The sequence below is a fragment of the Helicobacter pylori genome (assembly GCF_003637685.1).
GTDB lineage: Bacteria > Campylobacterota > Campylobacteria > Campylobacterales > Helicobacteraceae > Helicobacter > Helicobacter pylori_CJ.
Map to the genome: position 1 here is coordinate 342,273 of NZ_MVWW01000001.1, position 20,710 is coordinate 362,982.

The following is a 20,710-nucleotide window of genomic DNA, read 5'->3' on the forward strand; positions in this document are numbered from 1 at the left end:
GTTTAAAAATTTTCTTTTAAGCGTTTGAAAATCCTATTCAATCTAAAAAAAACATATTCTAAAAGGGTTTTTTTATTGAGTAGGGGGGCAAGAAATTCAAAGGTTTTTTGTTTGTCTTGAAGGCTTAAACATTCTGTCATTTGTTTGAGGAATTTCACGGAATATTCAGCATAAAAAGGGGTTTTTAAAAGAGTCTCATGCCATTCTTTAGAATATGAAAAAGTGGGTAAAACCCAAGGTTTTCCTACAAAATAAAAATGCAGCATGACGATTTCTTGTTGGTTAGGAATGAAGCGTTTTTGATTGGCCATGAAAGGGTGGGCGTTGTAAATATAAGGTAATTGTAAAACTTTTTGATAGCATGCGAGCGTTAAAAGATCCTGTTCAGGGCAAAACACGCATTGGCCTTTTTGATGGGCTAAATTGAATAGTTTATCTTCTAAATGATCAGCACGCCATAGCTTTAAATTCACGATTAAAAACCCAACATTATAGTGGTTTTCACAAATGATTTTCATGTCTTTTTCTTTAAGGTAATGCTCATAGAGAGAAAATTTTTGGCGAGGCTCTCTCTCCCTTTCTGTTTGAAAATGTTTAAGGTTTTTAGGAGAAGAAAAATCTTTAGCCGCTCCAAAATAATAGCCATCTAGCGGGATAAAAAAACTTTCGCTCACATCGTTTAAAAACAAAGTGTCCGCATCAAACATGATGATTTTGTCGTATTGTGGGAATAAAGAAGCCAAAAACAAGCGGCACATGACCATTTTAGAAAAGCGAGTCTTGGCGTAAATATTGAGTTGCAAAAAAGCTTCATGGATTTTATCAATCGCAGAGGGTTCTACTGAAGTGGTGTAAAGATTAGGGGTTGAAATGTCTAAAAAATCCACGCTCGCAAAAGCGCTAAAGGGGGCTAGAGTTTCTTTTAATTTTTGTTGGTTTTCAAGGCTTAGATTATCCACCAAGCAGTGGATTTTATAAAATAACTTTTTGTTATGATTTTCTGTTTTAGCGCAAGCTAGCATGGAATACAGGCTCACGCCAGCTGGGATGGCATAATGATTGTCAAAGGCGATGACAATAGGAATAATGATACTCATTTTAAGTGGTTTCCCTAAAATAGGCTTTTTAATCAAATTTAATCTAAAAGTTGAATTTATTTTTTTGAATATTATACTATAATAACCAATTAGATTGGGGTTTTACTGATTTTCTTTGTGTGAGCTTTGGCTTAGTTTTGTAAGGAATGAGATGATAAAGAGTTGGACTAAAAAGTGGGTTTTGATTTTGTTTTTAATGGCAAGCTGTTTTGGTCATTTGATGGCTACAACCGGTGAGAAATATTTTAAGATGGCCAATCAAGCCTTTAAGAGAGGGGATTACCATAGAGCGGTGGCGTTTTATAAGAGGAGCTGTAATTTGAGGGTGGGGGTTGGTTGCACGAGTTTAGGCTCTATGTATGAAGATGGCGATAGCGTGGATCAGAATATTACAAAAGCCGTTTTCTATTATAGAAGAGGGTGCAATTTAAGAAATCATTTGGCTTGTGCGAGTCTAGGCTCTATGTATGAAGATGGCGATGGCGTTCAAAAAGACCTTCCAAAGGCTATCTATTATTATAGGAGAGGGTGCCACTTAAAAGGTGGGGTGAGTTGCGGTAGTTTAGGTTTTATGTATTTTAATGGCACGGGCGTTAAGCAAAATTATGCCAAAGCCCTTTCTCTTTCTAAATACGCTTGCAGTTTGAATTATGGCATCAGTTGTAACTTTGCAGGGTATATGTATAGGAACGCCAAAGGCGTGGAGAAGGATTTGAAAAAAGCCCTTACGAATTTTAAAAGAGGGTGCCATTTAAAAGACGGAGCGAGCTGTGTGAGTTTGGGATACATGTATGAAGTCGGTATGAATGTCAAGCAAAATGGAGAGCAAGCCTTGAATCTTTATAAAAAGGGTTGTTTTTTAAAAGAAGGGAGCGGCTGTCATAATGTGGCGGTGATGTATTACACCGGTAAGGGCGCTCCAAAGGATTTAGATAAAGCCGTTTCATATTACAAGAAAGGGTGCACTTTAGGCTTTAGTGGTAGCTGTAAAGTGTTAGAAGAAGTGATTGGCAAGAAGTCTGATAATTTGCAAGATGACGCACAAAACGACACGCAAGATGACACGCAATAAGCTAAAGCTTAAGGGCTAATCGTTAAAACTCATCTTATAGAAATCTTTCATCTCTCTTGCTATCAAATAGGGATTAAGCGTCTTTATTGATGGATATTGAGACTAAAAATCTACAGATTTAGGGTTTGGACTTATTCTCATATTGATAATAAGAATACTCAAAGGCCTTCTAAAATAAACATAAAAGAGCTTGCACCGACACCAAGCGATAATTTTTAAAGCGATCTTAGGATTTAATGGGGTTAAAAAAAGGGGGGGTTGTTTCAAAATCCCCCTATCCGCTTTAAGAAATAGCTTTACCACAAAAAAATTAACTATAAGAAAGCTTAAAAACAAGTTTTTTAAAAAAGAATATTGAATCAAGCTTATTCCTATTTGACAAAAACAAAAAACCTTTATTTAATCAAAATAAAATTAAAAATCTAATCAAAAAGGAATTTTATAACTCTTTATAGGATTTTACAAGCTTATAGCGACAAAACTTTTTGTTGGTTTTGTTAAAAATCCTTTGAGCCTTTTTGCATTTCACTCAATATTCGTATAAAGCGCGACCACATCATCATCGTCTTCAATCCTATCCAGTAATTTTTCGGTAAGCTCCATTTGTTCGTCATTCAATTCAATGGGCGTTGTGGCGATGCGTTGCAAACCCGCTTTTAAAATGGGCAATCTCAAGCTTTCAAACCCCTCATTTAAAAGCTTGAAGCTGTTATAATCCCCCCTAATAATGATTCTATCTCCCACTTCTTCTAATTCTTCCAAACCATAATCAATGAGAGCGAACTCTAAATCTTCTAGGCTGAGTTTTAAATTTTTTACTTCATTTTTCAAGCATTCAAACACGCTTTTTCTATTAAACATAAACTCTAAAGAGCCATTAGGCACGATGCTCGCTCCTTGCGTTTTGTTGAAATAGCTTTTAAGGTTGGCGATCGTTCTAGTGGGGTTATCAGTCATGCATTCCATGATGATTAGCACGCCAAAATTCGCCTTACCCTCATAAGTGATTTCGCTCAAATTCCCCTCTTTACTGCTCGCTCTTTTGATCGCCGCGTCAATATTGTCTTTAGGCATGTTTTGCACTTTAGCGTTTAAAATCGCTGTTCGTAGTTTGGCGTTCGTGTCCGGCTCGCTCCCGCCATCTTTTGCAGCTAGAGTGATCGCTTTAGCGAGCTTGGGGAAAACCTTACTCATCTTATCCCATCGTTTTTCTTTAGCCGCTCTTCTGTATTCAAACGCTCGTCCCATTCAATTCCTTTGTAATAAGTTAGCCACTTCTTTAGCATGATAGCTGATAATCATATCCGCTCCCGCTCTTTTAAAACAAGTCATTGTTTCTAACAAAACGCTTTCATAGTTGATCAGGTTGTGTTTTTGCGCGAGTTTGAGCATGGCGTATTCCCCGCTCACATTATAGAGTGCTAAAGGGAGCAAAGTGTGATCTCTAATCTCTTTAACAATATCCAAATACGCTAAAGCCGGCTTCACCATTAAAATATCCGCGCCCTGTTTTTCATCTTCCAAACTTTCTAAAAGCGCTTCTTTTTGGTTAGCGTAATCCATTTGATAGCTTTTGCGATCGCCAAAACTCGGCGCAGAATTAGCCACATCTCTAAAAGGCCCATAGTAGCTGCTCGCAAATTTAGTGGAATAGCTCATGATGGGCATGTGAAAATACCCGGCCTTATCCAATGCGTTTCTTAAGCTTAAAACATTCCCATCCATCATGTTGCTTGGGGCTAGAATATCCACACCGCTTTCAGCCAAAATAAGCCCTTGAAGATTTAAAATCTCTAGCGTTTTATCGTTAGACACAGAAGCGTTTTCTAAAATCCCGCAATGCCCATGGTCGGTGTATTCACAAAAACACAAATCCGCTATAACGATTAAATCCTTAAATCGTTTTTTAATTTCTCTCGTGGCTTTTGCGACGATGTGATCCTTATTTAGTGCATGGCTTCCTGTAGCGTCCTTATGTTTAGGAATGCCAAACAATAAAATGGCTTTTATGCCTAAACCCACTAATTCTTCGCATTCTTTCAAAAGAGGCTCCATGCTCATTTGATACACCCCAGGCATGGAGCTGATTTCATTTTTAATATAACCATCGCTTTCTATGACAAATAAGGGAGCGATGAAATCATTGATATTTAAATGCGTTTCTCTTAACATCGCCCTTAAATTTTCGCTGCTTCGTAATCTTCTCAATCGTTTGAACATGTTCTCTCTTTATTGTTTTTCTTTAACCCCACAATTGGCTTTTTCTGTTCCCTTCATTCCGCTCACCTCTCTCAAATTTTCGGGGGGGGGGGGGTAGCTCTTCATTATCCTCTTCTAAATCGTAAAAACTATTAAAAACGCAATCATGGATAGTGAAACAGATTCTTCCATTGCCATAATGATAGCTCAAATTCAATCCCATAGCCTCTAAAGCGTTTTTAATGATATACATGCCTAACCCAAAACCATGGGCTTGGCTGGGGTTAGAAGATTTAAAGTAAGGTTGCAAATACTTTTCAAAATCTTCTTTTAAAGGTTTGCTTTTATTGGACACCACTAAATTATTCCCTATAAAATCCAAAAACACCTGTTTGTCATCGCTGTATTTGATTGCATTGTCTACCATGTTTTTTAACGCTATAGCAAACAATTCAAAATCCGCTTCAATAATGTAATTTGAAGAGGACACATGGATAGGGCTTTCTTTATCCATATCAATCAAAAGCATTTTTTCAATCTTGTCAATCAAATCGCTCACTAAAAATTTTTCTTTATTGCTCCCATAGTTTTTGGAAGCGAGCTGCTCAATGCGGGCAAATTGCTCAATCAGCGTGTTTAGGTGATCAAAAATGGAAATGAAGCGTTTTTGTGGCAATTCTTCTTTGAGCATAGAGCTTAGTATCCTGCCCTTAGCGATAGGGGTGCGTAATTCATGCATGATAGAACGCAAAAATAAAACCCGAGATTCATTCATCGCATTGATTTTAAGAATACAATTGTCAAATTCGTTAGCCAGATCCCCTATTTCATCTTTTTGCTTGCTTTTACAACTCACGCTTTTATCCCCTTGAGCGAATCGCTTCACTTGGGATCTCAACTCTCTTAAGGGCAACAAACTTTGAAAAACAAATAAAAAGAGGAATAGAATCAACAATAAACCCACCGTAATCGCTAAGAAATAATTCCTGTAAGAAACCGAATGCAAATCTTTATAAAGCACAAAATGCTCATTCTTTTTTAAAAGGATAAAAACCATGTCGCTGAATTTAAACACTTCCGCATACCCAATATTTCTGTGGTGCAACTGGTGGCGTCTTTTGGCTAAAACCTTTTCTAAATTTTCTATTGTGGTTTCTCTAAAGCCAATTTTATAGAGGTAATCTTCTATGGCTCTATAATCGGAGTAGTTATTTAAAATTTCATTAATAGTAGTAACAAACTGATAATGGCGCATTTCGTTTTGATAGTTTTCATGGCTGATTTGAGAAGACACGAAATAATAAGCGAACGCTCCAAAACTAAAGAGCGTTATCATAAACAAAGCGACAACCTTAAAAAAGATAGAGAAACGCAAAACCCCTTAACTCCTTATTAGAATCAGTATTCTAATTTGTAACCAATCCCTCTAACAGAGATGATGTATTGCGGTTGTTTAGGATTTTTTTCAATCTTAGATCGCAAACGGCCAATGATCACATCAATGCTTTTATTAGAGCTTTCAGGGTTGATGCTCTCGCTTTCAATCGCAATGCTTTCACGGCTAAACACATAACCTTTTTTGCTAATGAGGAGCGAAAGGATTTCATATTCAGCCCTAGTTAAGTCTAGCCTTTTTTCATGCATATACACTTCTCGGCTATCCTTATCTACCCTAAAGATATTCGCATCGCTTGGCTCACTCACTTCCTCTTTTTTGTGAGAACGCCTGAGCAAGGATTGGATACGAGCTAATAATTCCTTAGGATCATAGGGTTTAGGGAGGTAGTCATCAGCCCCATAATCCAGCGCTTTAATCTTATCTTCCACATCGCTTCTTGCTGAAGAAATAATAATAGGGATATGTTTTTGTTTGGAAATGCGCCTACACACTTCAAGCCCGTCTAAATTAGGCAAAGTCAAATCCAACAACAACAAATCATAATTTTGTGTGTTAGCCGCACTAATGCCGGTATATGGCTCATCGTAATTGGTTACATGAATGCCATGTTGGAGCAAAAACTCGCTCAAAAACTCGGCTAATTCTATATCATCTTCTATCATTAAAACTTCTATCATACTTCAATTAACTCCTTCAATGATTTCTGCAACTTTAAAAACGATTAACTCTGTTAATGTTTTAAGGGCTTGATTTTAGCATTTTATTACTAAAGATACCTTAAAGATGTCTTAAAAATAAAAATTCAAAACATTATCATAGTTATTAATAGAAATTAAAGGCTTTGTTTTCATGGAATATTAAAAATTAAAGCCTTATTTTTTAATGTTTTTAAAAAATTCCTTTGATCGTTTTTCACTCTGTGTTTTCTCGCTCCAAAGATTCTAATCGTTTTTCAAGCACACTCAATTGGTATTGCAAGAAACGCGCCACTAAATCCAAACGCTTCAGTGCTTCTTTTTCTTCTAAAGCTTGCATGCCTTTCAATAACACTAAGGTTCTTTCTAGTAAGTTTTTTAAAAAAACCCTCTCGTTTGAAATTGGCGTTTGTGTGGGGTTTTTTAGCGTGATTTCTTCTATAACGATTTCTTGCGCTTCTTCTTCTTTTTCTTCTGTATTTTCTTCTGTGATTTTTTCTTGCGTTTCTATTTTAGCAGCGTTTTTTGGCTCCGTGTTGCTTATTGGGGGCGTTTCAGCGTTTTTGGCGTTTTGCAAATAAGGGGGCGTTTTAAAAAAAGAGGGCGTTTTTTGCACTGCATCAAAGTTATTATCAATGGTTTTAGCCATTTTCTCAATTTCATTAAGGGTTTCTGAAATAATGTTTTTCAATTCCATTCTACCAGCCATTGTTCTAAATTCTCAACGCTCAAACAATCCCCTTTGATAAAATTCAAATAGTGCCGCTCTAGTATTGCGTCGTGCTTGAAAGGAGCGCCATTTTTTTGGATTTTTTCCAAACGTTTTATTTGTTTTAACGCCTCTGTATGGTCAGGGGTTTTGTTTAAAATATTAGTATAAATTTGCAACGCTTCTTCAAAAAACCCTTGTTCTTCGTAAATATGAGCGAGCGTGATAGTTTCTAAGGGCATGCGTTTCTCTTAATTGTTTGTAATCCCTAATCTCTAAACGCCATTTTTAGACTCTAGCTTGGGTACGCAAAAAACTAAAAGCCGGTAAAGATGCGGGCAGCCGCACCAAATTCACATTCCCGCTATGGATAGTTTCTAACTCGGTGTTATTTTCTAAAAGGATTTTATACAGCACTAAATAAGAGCGTTTTTCAAAGGTATAAATCTTGCCAATTTCATTGACTACGGGCGTGATAGCCGCATTTTTGGGAGCGATGATTTCATAAGCGGTGTTAGTGGTGGTGGTGAATTTGCATGCAAAAAAACGCCCATCTTCGGTTATTTCGCCATTGACCTGAAAATCCCCTTCGCTAATGGCTGTTTGGTGGTTTTGAGTATCCAACCTTTCAAAAGGCCTTCGCATCAAATAGCCATCCGTAAAACCCCTGTTTTTAAGCGTGTTCAATTCGCTAGCATAAAAACTCGGCTTTAAGGTGTTATGGTAAAAATCATCAACCGCTAAACGATAGATGCGCGTGGTTTGCGCGGCGTAGTAACTGGACTTGGTGCGCCCTTCAATCTTGAGCGCGCTAATGGCGTTGGAGCTTAAAATTTCAGCGATATGACCAGAGAGATTCAAATCTTTAGCGTTAAAAATATGCGTGCCTACGCCCTCTTCTTCAACCAACCTCATCATCACGCCGTTATCAGGGTTTTTCACATAATATTCATAATCAAACCGGCAATCATTCGCGCAACTCCCTCTATTAGGCACGCGCCCCTTTTGTAAAGCCGAAATCAAGCAACGCCCTGAAAAGGCAAAGCACATGCTCCCATGCACAAAGATTTCTAATTCTAAATCGGGTAAGGCTTTTTTAATTTCAACCGCATCATTCAGGCTCAATTCCCTAGCGCACACAATGCGTTTAACCCCTAAATCATAAAACACTTGCGCATCGAGCACATTTAAGACATTCGCTTGCGTGGATAAATGGACAGGAATATGCGGAGCGATTTTTAAAGCGAGTTTCACCACACCAGGCGCAGCAATAATGAAAGCGTCTGGCTCTAGCTCTGCCATTTTATAAATATGCTCTTCTAAAAGTTTGAGCTGTGAATTGAAAGGGAAACCATTGATGGTCGCATAGACTTTTTTATTCAAGGCATGGGCGTAGTCAATCCCTTCTTTAAAGGTCTCTAAAGTGAATTCCTTACTCGCGCGATTGCGTAAAGAAAAATGGCTCACTCCCCCATAAACCGCATCAGCCCCATAGTTGAGAGCGATTTTAAGTTTTTTTAAATTACCGGCTGGAGAGAGTAATTCAACTTGGTTCAAAACTACTTGGCTCCAAAAGAAGCGATCAAGGCTTCAATATCATCAGCGCTGGCTAAATCTTTATCGTCATCGCCGGTGATAAAAGTCGCTGAACTCACACGCTTAGAATCATCAATTTTGCCTTCAAAAAGCGAATTCATGTATTGGCTGAGCGCTCGCATGACATTGACCACTCGTTCAATTTTTTGGCGGTGGATGTCTTGAAACTGCATAATATCCATCGCTTGCATGGAGCTATCAGAGCAATTAGCGGCTTCTTCTTCAATGCTTTTAAGGGCGTTTAGGATTTCTTGCTGTTCATTGAGCGCGGTTTTAAAAGATTCCACATGGGGGAAATGCGCATGCAAATTGTCAAAAATTTCTTGGTGTTTTTGCAAGGGTTCTTGGATTTTTTTAACCATTTTAGCGATCTTTTCAGCGCTAGCTCCGATCAAATCCAATTGATCAAAAATTTGCGTGGCTTTCACTTCAGAATCTCTTGTAACATCGTCTAATTGATGCACGACTTTATGCTCTTCAGTGGGGGGAGGGGGAGGCCATTCATTGGGGCTAATCTTGCCGTATTTTTCAGCGTCTTCTTTTTTGACGGTCATTTTTTGGCTAGAGCTTTCTTTGGATTCTTTAACCTCTTCTTTCTCTTTAGTTGGCTCTTTAGCCTCTTCTTTAGCCTCTAGGGCTTCCAAGTTTTCCAAATCGCCACCATTCATCAAAGCGTCTAATTCTTCTTGTGTCATTGTTGTTCCTTGCCAATTGGTTTTAAAAAGCGTTTTATAGTAACCATAATTTATCAGCTGTCATTTTAGCGCACTTAAGCTTTAGCGATCAAAACGCCCTCCAAAATCGCGTCAATATCGCCGTCTAATATCGCTTCCACATTGCTATAAGCAATATTGGAACGCGCGTCTTTGACTTGCTGGTAGGGGGCTAGGACATAGCTTCTTATTTGATGCCCCCAACCGATCTCGCTTTTTTCTTCATTTTTGGTGCTGCTTTGCTGCTTTTCTAATTCCAATTCATAAAGCTTTGATTTAAGCATTTTTAACGCGCTCGCTTTGTTTTTATGCTGGCTTCTGTCGTTTTGGCATTGCACCACAATGCCGGTAGGGAAATGCGTGATTCTAACCGCGCTTTCTGTTTTATTGACATGCTGACCGCCTGCCCCACTGGCTCTGTAATAATCATAACGGACATCTTTTTCGTCAATTTCTATATCAATATCATCGTCTAATTCAGGGCTAATTTGCACGCTCGCAAAACTCGTATGCCGTTTGGCGTTCGCGTCAAAGGGCGAAATCCTTACAAGCCTATGCACCCCGTTTTCATTTTTCAAATAGCCATAAGCGTTTTCGCCCTTAATGATAAAGGCGACCCCTTTAATGCCCGCTTCTTCGCCATCTTGATAATCTAAAATCTCGCTTTTAAAGCCCCTTCTTTCCGCCCATCTCAAATACATGCGATACAAAATACTCGCCCAATCCTGGCTTTCAGTCCCCCCCGCTCCAGGCTGAATGGTAATAATAGCGTTTGAGGCGTCGTTTTCACCGCTTAACATGATTTCAATTTCCACTTTTTGCACGCTGTGTTCTAAAACAGGAGCCTCTTCATAGAGTAAGGATAAAGTAACCTCATCGTTATCGTTTTGAGCGAGTTCAAACAATTCCACGCTTTCATCTAAAGAATTTTTCGTTTTTTGATAGGTTTCTAGCAAGCGGTTCAAGCGCACTTTTTCTTTATTGGTGTCTCTAGCCTTTAAGACATCTTGCCAAAAATTAGGGTCTTCTTGCTCTTTTTCAATGCGTTCTAATTCTTGCTTGATCTTTTCAGGCTTGATGATTAAAGCGATATTATCGCATTTGTTTTGCAAGCTTTTTAACAATTCGCTATAGGTGTAGTTATCCACAAACAGAACCTTTATGAGTGGGGTTTTAAACTCACCATTATAGCATTGTTAAAAGCCATTTTAATTTTCAAACCTTAAAATTTCAATTTCGCCCTGAACTAATCCCACTCCTTCATCAATTAAAGCGATAGAATCCACTTGCGCAAGGGCTTCTATCGCTCCTGATTCATAGCGGTTGTTATTATAAGGAATGAATTGGTGGTTTGAATAGTTGCCTAAGATTAAATGCGTCCGTTTGTCTTTAAGTTTTAAGGGGGCATTGATTTGAGCCTTAAAGGGTTTTAATTTAAAATCTTTATTTAAGGATAAGCGTTCCAATAAGGGTAGAATCAAAACTCGTAAAACGACTAAGCAACTTAAAGGATTACCCGGTAAGCCTATAATAATACTTTGATGGAGTTGGGCTAAAGTTACCGGTTTTCCAGGTTTGAGATTGACTTTTTCGTAATAAAAAAGGGCGTTTCTTTCTTTCAAAGCGTCTTTAAAAAAGTCTTTATCCCCTACGCTCACCCCCGCGCTTGAAAGGATGACATCATAGTCTTGCAATTCAAGTATTTTAAGTTGTAAATCTTTATCGTCTTTTAAAACCCCTAGAAAATGCGTGTTGTAGTTTTTAATCATGTTGAAAATACCCACTGAATTCACATCATAAACCTGGCATTCTAGGGCGTTTTGCCCTAAAGGCACTAATTCATCGCCGCTGCTAAAGAGAGCGATTTTTAATTTCCTAAACGCTTTGATTTCTTTGAACCCTTGAGAAGCAATGAGCGCGATATGCCCGTAATTCAAACGGGTATTTTTAGGGACTAACACGCTGTTTAAAGAAGCGTTCTCGCCCTTTTGACGGATATTGGCGTTTATTTTAAAATCTTTAGGAGCTAGGGCGGAATTTTTATGACTCTCTAGCATGCACTCTATAGGGATAATCGTTTCTATTCCCTTTGGCACCATCGCTCCAGTCATGATTTTAACGCATTCATTTTCTCTAACTTCCAAAGCGCTCACATCATCTCCGGCAAAAATGTGCTGGATGACTTGAGTTTTTTGGCCTAAATCTTGCATTTTAAACCCATAGCCGTCCATAGCGCTTTGATTGAATTTAGGCAAAGCGTGAATGCAAATAATATCCTCTGCTAGAATACGCCCTATGCTTTCAAACAAAGAGACAACCTCTACTTCTAAGGGTTTTAAGGGAATGCTAGAATGGATTTTTAGAGCTTCTTTAAAACTAATCATATTGATCCTTTAAAAGATTTTGCTAATGGCGCTAAAGGCCAGGCTGATTTCTTCTTTAAAACGCCCCATGATAGCTGAAGTGATTAAAATAATGCCCACAAACCCGATCGCAATTTTCACCGGAAACCCGATAGCGAGCAGGTTGAATTGAGGGTGGGTTTTCATGATCATGCCAAAAATAATATCGCTCAATAACACCAAGCACAAAATAGGGAACGCCATAGAAAACCCTATGACAAACAAATGCGAAAAGGCTTTGACAATGTTTTTAGCTAATTTTGGCTCAAAGACAAATTGCCCTAAAGGGACGGCTTTTAAGCTGTGATCCACAAACAAAATGATTTGATGGTGGAACGATAAATCCAGTAAAATTAAAATCGCTAACAATAAAAGGGCTTGCCCCACAATGGGTTTTTGCGATCCTGAAATGGGATCATACGCACTCGCCATCGTAAGCCCCATAGAAAAGCTGATGCTATCGGTTGCAAACACTAAGCTCGCAAAAACGATTTGTAAAAAGATAGACGCGCACACCCCTAAAAACAGCTCGCATAAACATGCGATGATAAAACCCTCTGGCGTGTAAGCAGCGTTTGAAAATTCTAAAGTGGGGTAAAAAATCGCGCTCACATACAAGCTCAAAGCCCCACGCACCGACAAAGGCACTAAATGGTTTTCAAAAAAAGGGAAAAAAGACAGCACGCCACTAACCCTTAAAAACAACAAGAAAAAATCCCTGATGTGGGGGGTGCTAAGCTCTTGGAGAAAATCTAACATTCTTTTTCTTTAAGGATAAAAAAGTAGTGCGCTAGCATGAGAGTTTGCAACAAGGTGGCAAAAAAATTAAAAAAAGGGATTAAGGAAAAAAGATAGCAAAAAAACGAGAAACGATAATGCTTCAATCGGTGTTGTTTGAGTAGGTTTTGATAGCTTTGATAATTAAAAATTGCGCTGGCTATATCCAAACTCATGGTGTTTTTGAAAAAAAGAAAATGCGCGATTATAGAAAAAAAGACCCCAAAGACCCCTATAAAGGGAATGAAATAAAAGGGCGTTAAAACCGCTAAGAATAAAAGCATAAAAAGGAGCGATTTTAAAAAATGTTTAATAGAAAAAAGAATAGAGCCAAATTCTTCTAAAACGACATGGGGATAATATTTTTGGTGCAAATAAGAGACCACTAAAGGGGTGTAAAAAATAGACGCAAAAATATTGATGATTAAACTCAAAAGAATCGCAATCCAAAAAATAAGAAAATACACTAACGCTTTAAAAACCCAAACAAACACACCAGCAAAAAAGCCTTGAGAATGAGAGTAATCGCTTAAAGATTGCGGTAATAAAGTGTGGCAATAATTCACAATACTCCCGCCATTGTAATAAAAGATAGCTCCAAAAAACGCCAAACTCAAAAGGATAGGGCCAAGATTGATTAAAAGCATTCTAGCGCTTAAAAAATCATTAAAACTTTTTTTAAAAATGGATAGAAACAAAACCATAAGCCTTTTTTAAACTCACTTTTTAAGGGGTATTTAAGCGCAAAGTCCCTTAATCTTATATAGTAAGCTTAGTAAGCTTAGTAAGCTTATCAATATGAGATTGACTAAAGGTATAGAAGTTTTTAATATGGAATAACATGTAATGCTAAAAAGCCAAACACATAGAATAAGAGTGCTAATACCCAAGGGAAGAAGATAGCTATAACAGTAACATAAATTATTATATTCATTATTATATCTAAAATGAAGTCTAGAATTTTTGAATCCTTTTTAACATTCTTTTCCTTTCCAAAAAGAATAAAACTAACACCAAAAAAGATAACAAATATTATTACAATATCTGAGGCGAACACTTTTTGCCTACTTTTACATGGAATGAATAACTTTAAGCATTTCTTACCCCTCAATGTGAGTTTTCTACAATCATGATAGCCGATTTTGTTTTAAATTTGCTATAATGTAAATTTAATGATGAAAATTAGTTTAGAGTGGAGAACACACAATGAAAAAAAATATCTTAAATTTAGCGTTAGTGGGCGCGTTGAGCGTGTCGTTTTTGGTGGCTAAGCCGGCTCATAACGCGAATAACGCTGCACATAACACGAAAAAAACGACTGATTCTTCAGCAGGCGTGTTAGCGACAGTGGATGGCAGGCCTATTACCAAAAGCGATTTTGACATGATTAAGCAACGAAATCCTAATTTTGATTTTGACAAGCTTAAAGAGAAAGAAAAAGAAGCCTTGATTGAGCAAGCTATCCGCACCGCCCTTGTAGAAAATGAGGCTAAGGCAGAAAAGTTGGATCAGACTCCAGAATTTAAAGCGATGATGGAAGCGGTTAAAAAACAGGCTTTAGTGGAATTTTGGGCTAAAAAACAGGCTGAAGAAGTGAAAAAAATCCAAATCCCAGAAAAAGAAATGCAAGATTTTTACAACGCTAATAAAGATCAGCTTTTTGTCAAGCAAGAAGCCCATGCTAGGCATATTTTAGTGAAAACCGAAGATGAGGCTAAACGGATTATTTCTGAGATTGACAAACAGCCAAAGACTAAAAAAGAAGCCAAATTCATTGAGTTAGCCAATCGGGATACGATTGATCCTAACAGCAAAAACGCGCAAAATGGCGGTGATTTAGGGAAATTCCAAAAAAACCAGATGGCTCCGGATTTTTCTAAAGCCGCTTTCGCTTTAACTCCTGGAAATTACACTAAAACCCCTGTTAAAACAGAGTTTGGTTATCATATTATCTATTTGATTTCTAAAGATAGCCCTGTAACTTATACTTATGAGCAAGCTAAACCCACCATTAAAGGGATGTTACAAGAAAAGCTTTTCCAAGAACGCATGAACCAACGAATCGAGGAATTAAGGAAGCACGCTAAAATTGTTATCAACAAGTAATTGATGAGGTGTTATCATGTTAGTTAAAGGCAATGAAATCTTATTGAGAGCCCATAAAGAAGGTTATGGGGTGGGGGCGTTTAATTTCGTGAATTTTGAAATGCTAAACGCTATTTTTGAAGCAGGAAATGAGGAAAATTCCCCGCTTTTCATTCAAGCGAGTGAGGGAGCGATCAAATACATGGGGATTGATATGGCGGTGGGCATGGTGAAAATCATGTGCGAACGCTACCCCCACATTCCTGTAGCCTTACACCTAGATCATGGCACGACTTTTGAAAGCTGCGAAAAAGCTGTGAAAGCGGGTTTCACTTCTGTGATGATTGATGCGTCTCACCATGCTTTTGAAGAAAATTTGGAATTGACTTCTAAAGTGGTCAAAATGGCGCATAACGCTGGAGTGAGTGTGGAAGCGGAGTTAGGGCGTTTGATGGGGATTGAAGACAATATTTCAGTAGATGAAAAGGACGCGGTGTTAGTGAATCCTAAAGAAGCGGAGCAGTTTGTCAAAGAATCTCAAGTGGATTACTTAGCCCCAGCCATTGGAACAAGCCATGGAGCGTTTAAGTTTAAGGGCGAGCCAAAATTGGATTTTGAACGCTTGCAAGAAGTCAAAAGACTCACTAATATCCCTTTAGTTTTGCATGGAGCGAGCGCGATACCAGATGATGTGAGGAAATCTTATTTGGACGCTGGAGGCGATTTGAAAGGCTCTAAGGGCGTGCCTTTTGAATTTTTACAAGAATCTATAAAAGGGGGGATCAATAAGGTCAATACCGACACGGATTTAAGGATCGCTTTCATCGCAGAAGTGCGCAAGGTGGCTAATGAAGATAAGAGCCAATTTGATTTGAGGAAGTTTTTTTCTCCGGCCCAATTAGCGCTTAAAAATGTGGTCAAAGAGCGCATGAAACTTTTGGGTAGCGCTAATAAAATTTAATCAACAAGGAAAGAGTGTAACATGGCAATTGGGATGAGCGAGCTCAAAAAGGGCTTGAAAATTGAATTGGGTGGTGTACCTTATAGGATCGTAGAATACCAACATGTCAAGCCCGGCAAGGGTGCGGCTTTTGTACGCGCGAAAATCAAGTCGTTTTTAGATGGTAAGGTGATTGAAAAGACTTTCCATGCGGGGGATAAGTGTGAAGAGCCTAATCTGGTTGAAAAAACGATGCAATACCTTTATCACGATGGCGATACATACCAATTCATGGATATAGAGAGCTATGAGCAAATCGCTTTGAACGACTCTCAAGTGGGCGAGGCTTCTAAATGGATGCTAGATGGCATGCAAGTGCAGGTTTTATTGCATAATGACAAGGCGATTTCAGTGGATGTGCCGCAAGTTGTGGCTTTAAAGATTGTGGAAACGGCTCCTAATTTTAAGGGCGATACTTCAAGCGCAAGCAAAAAACCAGCGACTTTGGAAACCGGTGCGGTCGTGCAAGTGCCTTTCCATGTTTTAGAGGGTGAGGTAATTAAAGTCAATACGGAAACAGAAGAGTATCTTGAAAAGGTGAAATGAGATTATCTTTTTATTGAGCTAGTGCTTTAGACACAGCCTTTTTGTCATGAGGGGTGTTGTTAGCCCCTTATTTGAGCTTTATTTAAAATACATGTGAAATCTGTGGTTAAAAATTATTTAGGATTGATGGACTTCTTTCATTGAGTGCCAATAAAAATATTCAAAGGCATTTTTTAAGATTAAATAAGAGATTGATTTAAGAGATTGATATAAGATCTTGATATAATTAGGCGGATAATCTCTAAAAAAGCATTCTTTGGGGGTTAGGGGATTTGATTGGAGGTTAGGGATTAAACGCAAAATATTCCCTTAAAAAATGGGTTTTATTATAAAGTTTAAAACGATAGTAACAAAGTAATCTTGTTTTTATTAAAAATTAAAGTTGATTGAAATTCAAATTAGGCTCTAGTTGCAATATGTGATGAGAGTGATGCCCCTATCCCCCTAAGAGTTTATAAAATAAAGAAAATGAGTCTAAAATCAAATCTAAAACCATAAAACAAAATTAAAACCCCCATTTTTTAATCAAAACAAACCTACAATGAGCGTTCTATATCATCAGCGTTTAAAGGGGTGTTGGCTTTTAAAAATTTTGATGCCTTTTGGCCTAAAATTTCTTTATAAAATTTAGGGTGTAAGCCAAGGTTGGGGCGTAAGGCTTTGATATTATCGCTAGTCAATGCTTCGCCTTTTTGAATATCCTTAATGACAAATAAAGAACGAGCGAAGAATCTTCGCTTTTCTAAAGTCTTTGGATTGATTTTAGGCTCTTCTTCGCCTAAGGCTAAAACGCTTTGCTTGATGGCTTCAACCATGCTTTTAAATTCGTTAAAATCCATGCTAAAAGCGCTGTCTGGGGTTTGTAAGGATTTGTTTAAAATGAAATGCTTTTCTATCATGCTCGCTCCTAAAGTGGTGGCTAAAATGGGACAAAGAGAGCCAATCGTGTGATCGCTCAAGCCAAATTTAACGCCAAAGGTTTCGCCCAATTTAACCATGCTCAACAAGTTAGCGTCTTCTATTTGGCTGGGATAAGCGCTCACGCATTTTAAAAGGGTGATGTCAAAATTATTCACTTCTCTACACAACGAGATAGCGTCTTGCAATTCAGTGCTTGTAGCGATACCGCTAGAAAGGATAATGGGCTTTTGTGTGCGAGCGGCCTTTTCAATCAAGTCTAAATCAACGATTTCAAAACTAGCGATTTTATACATGGGGCAATTCAGGCTCTCTAAAAGCTCTAAAGCTTGTGAACTAAAAGGCGAGCTAAAAATGCCTAAATCAAGCTTTCTAGCCAACTCAAACAATTCAGCATGCCACTCTAGGGGGGTAGAAGCCTTTTGATACAATCCATACAGATTTTCTTTATCCCATAAAGTGCCTTGAATGATGAAAGGATCTTCTTTAGAATCTAAAGTCATGCAGCTTGGCGTGTAAGTTTGGAGTTTGACAAAATCCGCCCCGCTTTCCTTAATGGCATGAAGGCTTTCTTTAGCGAGGTTTAAATCCTGGTTATGATTAGCGCTCAATTCAGCGACAATTTTAGGGCGTTGTAACATTTTCTTATTTTTCCTTAATCAAAACTTCTTTTTCTAGGCGATAGACTTGAGAGCAAGTGAAGGCTAAATGCTCATCATGTGTGGCTAGAACTAACGCCCCTTCGTTTTCTGTAATGTAATTTTGCAGCATGCTGATGACTTGATTAGCGCTAATGGTGTCTAAATTCCCGGTGGGTTCATCAGCGATAATGACTTGGGGTTTTTTAGAAAGCACTCTGGCGATGCTTAAGCGTTGTTGCTGGCCGCCGCTCAATTCACCCACGCCTTGTTTTAGGGTGTGGGCTATGCCTAATTGTTCTAAAAGGGAATGATTTATTTCTTGCTTGGCTAGGATTGAAGCGACTTGCAAGTTTTCTAAAGCGCTAAAACCCTTAAAAAGGTAATGCGATTGAAAAACGATGCCCACTTTTAAGCGCCGTAGTTCCAAAAGCTTTTTGGGATTTAAGGCATAAATATCCTGGTGTTCTAACAAACTAATCGTCCCACTATCCGGTTTTAGCATGGTGGCTAGATGGCTTAAAAGCGTGCTTTTACCGCTCCCGCTCACGCCTAAAATCGCTAGGCTTTCTTTGGGTTTAATGTGTAAATTCACGCCATTATAAAGAGGCTTTTCAAAAGCATGAGAAATACCAATCGCTTTAATCATGATCGTTTCCTAAAAAGAATATCGCCTAATAAACTAGGGCTTAAGATGTAAGAAGTTGAAAAATTCGCGCTGTGCAAAATGATTTTACCATAACGCCTTGCGTAGTATTTTAAAAGCGTTCTTTGTAAGGTGGGTTCAATGCTTGGGCTAAACCATGCGTTATTGCTCATCACGATAAAAATTTTTGAAGGGCTGTTTGAATAAGCGGCTTTGGAAGTGCCTTCATAGCAAATCAGGGGGCGAAAAGTAAAATCATTTAATGTAAAATCGCTGAAATGGGAAGCGTTGCGGTATAAATAAGCGCTCTCGCCAAAAAAGAGTTTTTCAAGGGGTTTTTGAAGAAACTTAGGTAAAGGCATGGTCTCGCCAAAGGGGGCTAAGATCACTTTATCAGCGATCTGAACGCCCTCTTTAGAAAATAAAAACGAGCTGTTATAAAGGCTATAGCCTTGGGTGCGCAATGTCCCTATTAAAATAGCAATATTATTGCTTAAATCTTCTAACTTAGCTTTAAAGGGGGAATTTTCTAAAGCGATGGGGTAGGCGGTTTCTGGAAAAACAATCAAGGTTTTTTGTTTGCTTTGAGCGATCTTGATTTCTTTAAGAATGTTGTTTTCAATATCATTAAGGTAGTTTGAGTCAAATTTCAAATCTTGGGGCGTTTTTGTAGAGACTAATTCAATATTTCCAACCTTTTTTAAATCGCTTGTTTTGAAACCATTAAAATCCAACGCGCCAAGCAGCAATAAAACCCCTATGATCCTATATTTTTTAAAGGGTTTAGCGCTCAAAAAAATGCAAGCTAAAAAAACAAGCCCTAGCGATAATTTATCCACTCTAAACACGCTATAAGAAAAAAAGCTATCCGGGACTAACCAATCAAATCCAAAAGGGTGGATAAAACTAGAGCCTAAAAAACTCAAAAGCCTGAAATAGGGGTTTTCAAAATAGAGCAACAAATAAAATAAAACCCCATAAACTAACGCTATTAAAATAATGATTAAGGGCAATAAATAAGTGAAATCCGAGTAGCGAAAGCTTAAAGTGCACCAATAAAACAATAACGCCCCCACGAAAAAACCCAAAGCAAAAGCACTATTTCTAGGGGTTTTTAAAAACGCCAGCATGCTTAAAGGGGCTAATAGGCTTGTGAGTGTGATAGTGATATAGGGGTTTTCAATTGCATAAGCGTCCAAAACAGCGTTCACATACACGCTTGAAACAAACATGCACGCTAATAAAAAAGCGTTTTGATTGAATAGAAGAAGACGCATGGCTAAATTTTGAAACCTTGAGATTGTTTTAGTGTATTATAGCTATATTTTAATTTAAGAATTTTAGATTGATTTTTTTAAGGGTAGTTTTTTTTAAGTTGTGTTATTATTTTCAAATTTCAAGTCTAAAGAGCGTGAATTGGCATGATTTATAGAGTAATGGGTGTTTATTTTAAGACGCTATGACTATCTTTATGCGAGATATATGAGAGAAAGGTTTGGGTTTAGGGTTTGAACTATATTGATTTGGCGTTACTTGTGGTGGTGGTAGCCTTTGGGATTAGAGGATTTTATCACGGCTTCGTGAGTGAAGTGGCGGGGACTTTAGGGATTGTGCTTGGAGTGTATTTAGCATCTCGCTATTCTGTGGCTGTTGGGAATTTATTTTCAGAGCATTTGTATGATTTAAGAAATGAAACCATGACGAATCTCATCGGTTTTTTATTGGTGTTAGCATCTATTTGGGTGTTTTTTTTAGCTTTTGGAGTGTTGCTAGGCAAGGTGTTAGTCTTTAGCGGGTTAGGCATTATAGACAAAGCGTTAGGGTTTATTTTTTCATGCTTAAAGACTTTTTTAGTGCTTTCTTTCATCCTTTATGCGCTCTCTAAAATGGAAGTCATGAAAGACGCTAACGCTTACTTGCAAGAAAAAAGTGCTTTTTTTTCTACCATGAAAAGCGTCGCTAGTAAGATCATGCGCCTTGATGGCGTCAAACATGTGGAGCAAAACCTTAAAGACAACCTTGAAGAAATGAGCGATGAAGTCAAAAATAAAGAATCTTTTAACAACAATAAAGAATCTTTTAATAAAGCGATGGATAAGGGCGTGGAATCTTTAAAAGAAAAGGCTAAAGATTTGCCTAAAAACATGCTAGATCCAAAAGCTAACCAAACCCCACCAAACCCCACCCCATCTAATAAAGAACCCCTATAAAGGCACAA

At 38.0% G+C, this 20,710-nt stretch carries 22 protein-coding genes; 5 read left to right on the forward strand and 17 right to left on the reverse strand.

Features of this window, described 5'->3' with window-relative positions; translation table 11 throughout:
* Window positions 1–2 precede the first annotated feature (2 nt).
* Complete coding sequence (gene rfaJ / locus EAL44_RS01680; RefSeq protein WP_121074164.1) at window positions 3–1,097, reverse strand: HP0159 family lipopolysaccharide 1,6-glucosyltransferase; 1,095 nt, start codon at window positions 1,095–1,097, stop codon at window positions 3–5.
* A gap of 151 nt (window positions 1,098–1,248) precedes the next feature.
* On the opposite strand from rfaJ, the gene EAL44_RS01685 reads away from it, so the two are divergent.
* Window positions 1,249–2,169 carry a tetratricopeptide repeat protein gene (locus EAL44_RS01685; protein ID WP_121074004.1) on the forward strand — a complete coding sequence of 307 codons (921 nt, stop codon included), beginning with the start codon at window positions 1,249–1,251 and terminating at the stop codon, window positions 2,167–2,169.
* A gap of 525 nt (window positions 2,170–2,694) precedes the next feature.
* Here the strand turns inward: EAL44_RS01685 and EAL44_RS01695 are convergent.
* The 13 genes from EAL44_RS01695 to EAL44_RS07935 form a co-directional block, all read right to left on the reverse strand.
* On the reverse strand, window positions 2,695–3,417 hold the full coding sequence (locus tag EAL44_RS01695; protein ID WP_121074006.1) for a YebC/PmpR family DNA-binding transcriptional regulator: 723 nt from the start codon (window positions 3,415–3,417) through the stop codon (window positions 2,695–2,697).
* Window positions 3,418–4,389, reverse strand: coding sequence for a porphobilinogen synthase (hemB, locus tag EAL44_RS01700; RefSeq protein WP_121074009.1), 972 nt, complete (start codon window positions 4,387–4,389; stop codon window positions 3,418–3,420).
* 22 nt (window positions 4,390–4,411) lie between these two features.
* Window positions 4,412–5,743: an acid-sensing histidine kinase ArsS gene (arsS, locus tag EAL44_RS01705; RefSeq protein ID WP_121074011.1), complete on the reverse strand. Its 1,332-nt coding sequence runs from the start codon at window positions 5,741–5,743 to the stop codon at window positions 4,412–4,414.
* Window positions 5,744–5,766: 23 nt separating this feature from the next.
* Window positions 5,767–6,444, reverse strand: a complete 678-nt coding sequence (gene arsR, locus EAL44_RS01710; protein WP_096424604.1) for an acid response regulator transcription factor ArsR — start codon at window positions 6,442–6,444, stop codon at window positions 5,767–5,769.
* Between the two features lie 235 nt (window positions 6,445–6,679).
* A complete protein-coding gene (locus EAL44_RS01715; RefSeq protein ID WP_162970315.1) occupies window positions 6,680–7,159 on the reverse strand; it encodes a CiaD-like domain-containing protein in 480 nt (159 codons plus the stop codon).
* Complete coding sequence (locus tag EAL44_RS01720; RefSeq protein ID WP_121074017.1) at window positions 7,150–7,413, reverse strand: tetratricopeptide repeat protein; 264 nt, start codon at window positions 7,411–7,413, stop codon at window positions 7,150–7,152. Before EAL44_RS01720 ends, EAL44_RS01715 begins: the two co-directional genes overlap by 10 nt.
* A gap of 46 nt (window positions 7,414–7,459) precedes the next feature.
* Window positions 7,460–8,728 (reverse strand): peptidase U32 family protein, encoded by a 1,269-nt coding sequence (locus EAL44_RS01725; RefSeq protein WP_121074020.1) that lies wholly within the window; start codon window positions 8,726–8,728, stop codon window positions 7,460–7,462.
* A gap of 2 nt (window positions 8,729–8,730) precedes the next feature.
* A complete protein-coding gene (gene cheZ, locus EAL44_RS01730; protein WP_039091787.1) occupies window positions 8,731–9,462 on the reverse strand; it encodes a protein phosphatase CheZ in 732 nt (243 codons plus the stop codon).
* Between the two features lie 74 nt (window positions 9,463–9,536).
* On the reverse strand, window positions 9,537–10,628 hold the full coding sequence (gene prfB, locus EAL44_RS01735) for a peptide chain release factor 2 (RefSeq protein ID WP_000371142.1): 1,092 nt from the start codon (window positions 10,626–10,628) through the stop codon (window positions 9,537–9,539).
* Between the two features lie 60 nt (window positions 10,629–10,688).
* The gene (locus EAL44_RS01740) at window positions 10,689–11,864 is read right to left on the reverse strand and encodes a molybdopterin molybdotransferase MoeA (RefSeq protein ID WP_121074022.1); all 1,176 of its coding nucleotides are present in this window, start codon (window positions 11,862–11,864) and stop codon (window positions 10,689–10,691) included.
* 9 nt (window positions 11,865–11,873) lie between these two features.
* Window positions 11,874–12,641 (reverse strand): flagellar biosynthetic protein FliR, encoded by a 768-nt coding sequence (gene fliR / locus EAL44_RS01745; RefSeq protein ID WP_121074025.1) that lies wholly within the window; start codon window positions 12,639–12,641, stop codon window positions 11,874–11,876.
* On the reverse strand, window positions 12,635–13,363 hold the full coding sequence (locus EAL44_RS01750) for an EI24 domain-containing protein (RefSeq protein WP_121074028.1): 729 nt from the start codon (window positions 13,361–13,363) through the stop codon (window positions 12,635–12,637). The genes fliR and EAL44_RS01750 overlap by 7 nt, the downstream gene beginning before the upstream one ends.
* Before the next feature lie 122 nt (window positions 13,364–13,485).
* Window positions 13,486–13,716, reverse strand: coding sequence for a hypothetical protein (locus tag EAL44_RS07935; RefSeq protein WP_121074031.1), 231 nt, complete (start codon window positions 13,714–13,716; stop codon window positions 13,486–13,488).
* 149 nt (window positions 13,717–13,865) lie between these two features.
* On the opposite strand from EAL44_RS07935, the gene cbf2 reads away from it, so the two are divergent.
* Genes cbf2 through efp form a run of 3 tightly spaced genes read left to right on the forward strand, consistent with a single transcriptional unit; the run spans window position 13,866 to window position 16,290 of the window.
* A complete protein-coding gene (cbf2, locus tag EAL44_RS01760) occupies window positions 13,866–14,765 on the forward strand; it encodes a peptidylprolyl isomerase CBF2 (protein ID WP_121074033.1) in 900 nt (299 codons plus the stop codon).
* Window positions 14,766–14,781: 16 nt separating this feature from the next.
* Window positions 14,782–15,705, forward strand: a complete 924-nt coding sequence (locus EAL44_RS01765) for a class II fructose-bisphosphate aldolase (protein ID WP_121074036.1) — start codon at window positions 14,782–14,784, stop codon at window positions 15,703–15,705.
* Between the two features lie 21 nt (window positions 15,706–15,726).
* Complete coding sequence (gene efp / locus EAL44_RS01770; RefSeq protein ID WP_000974267.1) at window positions 15,727–16,290, forward strand: elongation factor P; 564 nt, start codon at window positions 15,727–15,729, stop codon at window positions 16,288–16,290.
* Between the two features lie 536 nt (window positions 16,291–16,826).
* Here efp and pseI read toward each other — a convergent pair.
* The 3 genes from pseI to EAL44_RS01790 are packed head-to-tail and all read right to left on the reverse strand — an operon-like array spanning window position 16,827 to window position 19,769.
* Window positions 16,827–17,849, reverse strand: a complete 1,023-nt coding sequence (gene pseI, locus EAL44_RS01780) for a pseudaminic acid synthase (RefSeq protein ID WP_121074042.1) — start codon at window positions 17,847–17,849, stop codon at window positions 16,827–16,829.
* Window positions 17,850–17,853: 4 nt separating this feature from the next.
* On the reverse strand, window positions 17,854–18,495 hold the full coding sequence (locus EAL44_RS01785; protein ID WP_121074045.1) for an ABC transporter ATP-binding protein: 642 nt from the start codon (window positions 18,493–18,495) through the stop codon (window positions 17,854–17,856).
* A complete protein-coding gene (locus EAL44_RS01790; RefSeq protein WP_121074048.1) occupies window positions 18,492–19,769 on the reverse strand; it encodes an apolipoprotein N-acyltransferase in 1,278 nt (425 codons plus the stop codon). Before EAL44_RS01790 ends, EAL44_RS01785 begins: the two co-directional genes overlap by 4 nt.
* Window positions 19,770–20,000: 231 nt before the next feature.
* Between EAL44_RS01790 and EAL44_RS01795 the strand changes: the two genes are divergently transcribed.
* On the forward strand, window positions 20,001–20,702 hold the full coding sequence (locus tag EAL44_RS01795) for a CvpA family protein (protein ID WP_001106336.1): 702 nt from the start codon (window positions 20,001–20,003) through the stop codon (window positions 20,700–20,702).
* The last annotated feature ends 8 nt before the right edge of the window (window positions 20,703–20,710 follow it).